General features: G+C 54.9%; 1 protein-coding gene. It reads right to left on the bottom strand.

Annotated features, from left to right (window positions below; genetic code table 11):
- Positions 1–359, bottom strand: a 359-nt coding sequence (locus tag AB4Z29_RS32445) for an InlB B-repeat-containing protein (protein WP_441946971.1), incomplete at both ends; no start/stop codon positions are given.

Below are 359 nucleotides of genomic sequence, written 5' to 3'. Positions count from 1 at the left end.
GATCTCAACAAGCTGCCATTACCCAACACCGTTACCGATGTGCCGGTTTCGTACGTTCCGCTGTCAGTAGGCACTGCTCCTGCTGTGCTTCCATTTCCGTTATACGTAACGGTGTACGTTGGGTTGGGCGTCCATTTCGCATACAGCGTAACATTCGCGTTCCCCATCGTAAGCGCCGCGCCTGCTGCATAGTTCGTCCCCAATCCATTRGCTGCCGTATTCCAGCCCGCGAACGTGTGGCCTGTTTTTGCCAAGCTTCCCTTACCTAGTACGTTTACCGCTTCGCCCGTTTCGTACATTCSGCTGTCAGTAGGAACGGCCCCTCCGGTGCTGCTGTTGCCGTTATACGTAACGGTGTA

The sequence above is a fragment of the Paenibacillus sp. 2TAB23 genome, from assembly GCF_052115165.1.
Classification (GTDB): domain Bacteria; phylum Bacillota; class Bacilli; order Paenibacillales; family Paenibacillaceae; genus Pristimantibacillus.
Note: the sequence above shows the minus strand (reverse complement) of the source record. Positions and strands in the feature narration are given on the sequence as shown.